The 1,113-nt window shown below is 59.9% G+C and carries 1 protein-coding gene; it reads left to right on the top strand.

Going from position 1 to position 1,113, the window contains the following annotated elements:
* The coding region (gene tnpC / locus DIC66_RS22745) for an IS66 family transposase (RefSeq protein WP_117180457.1) at positions 1–1,061 on the top strand (1,061 nt) is incomplete at its 5' end.
* Between the last annotated feature and the right edge of the window lie 52 nt (positions 1,062–1,113).

Genomic DNA, 1,113 nt, shown 5'->3' with positions numbered 1-1,113 from the left:
GGGCTTGCAGCCAATGCGAGACCATTGTGCAGGCCCCGGTGCCGGCCCATGTCATCGACAAAGGCATCCCCACCACCGGACTGCTGGCCCAGGTGCTGGTCGCCAAGTACGCAGACCACCTACCTCTGTACCGCCAGGAGCGCATCTTCGGTCGCGCTGGTGTAGCCATCCCCCGCTCGACCCTGGCGCAGTGGGTCGGCACTTGCGGAGTACGCCTGCAGCCCCTGGTCGATGCATTGAAGACCGAGATACTGCAACGCCGCGTGCTGCACGCGGATGAAACACCGGTGCAGATGCTCAAGCCGGGTGATGGCAAGACACACAGGGCCTACCTGTGGGCCTATGCACCTGGTGCCTTTGAAGATATGAAGGCCGTGGTCTACGACTTCTGTGAATCCAGAGCTGGGGAGCACGCACGCAAGTTCCTGGGCGAATGGAGGGGCAGCCTCACCTGCGATGACTTCAGTGGCTACAAAGCCTTGATCGCCAGCGGTGTGACCGAGGTAGGGTGCCTGGCCCATGCACGGCGCAAGTTCTTTGATTTGCATGTGGCCAACAAGAGCCAGATTGCCGAGTTTGCGCTGGAGCAGTTCGCCCACGTGTATGACATTGAGCGCGAGGTCAAGGAGCTTGATGCCCATCAGCGCCAGGAGCTGCGGCAACACAAAGCCAAACCGGTACTCGATGCCTTGCATGAGTGGATGACATTGCAGCGGCAGAAGGTACCCAACGGCTCGGCCACCGCCAAGGCCCTGGACTACAGCTTAAGACGCTGGGAAGCGCTCACCCGATTCGTGGATGACGGTCAATTGCCCGTGGATAACAATTGGATTGAGAACCAGATCCGTCCCATTGCCCTAGGGCGTAACAACTGGCTGTTTGCCGGAAGCCTGCGCGCCGGACAACGTGCTGCTGCCGTGATGAGCCTGATTCAGTCGGCCCGTATGAACGGGCATGACCCATATGCCTACTTGAAGGATGTGCTGACACGTCTACCAACACAGCGGGCCAGCCAGATCGGGGAATTACTGCCGCACCGCTGGCAAGACATTGCTGTCTAACTGTCAGGCATGACCGAGGTCAGCGGTCAATATGGGATGGCCGGACGCATAC

The organism is Rhodoferax lacus (genome assembly GCF_003415675.1).
GTDB lineage: Bacteria > Pseudomonadota > Gammaproteobacteria > Burkholderiales > Burkholderiaceae_C > Allorhodoferax > Allorhodoferax lacus.
The sequence above is the reverse complement of the archived record's forward strand: the minus strand, read 5'-3'. Positions and strand labels throughout refer to the sequence as shown.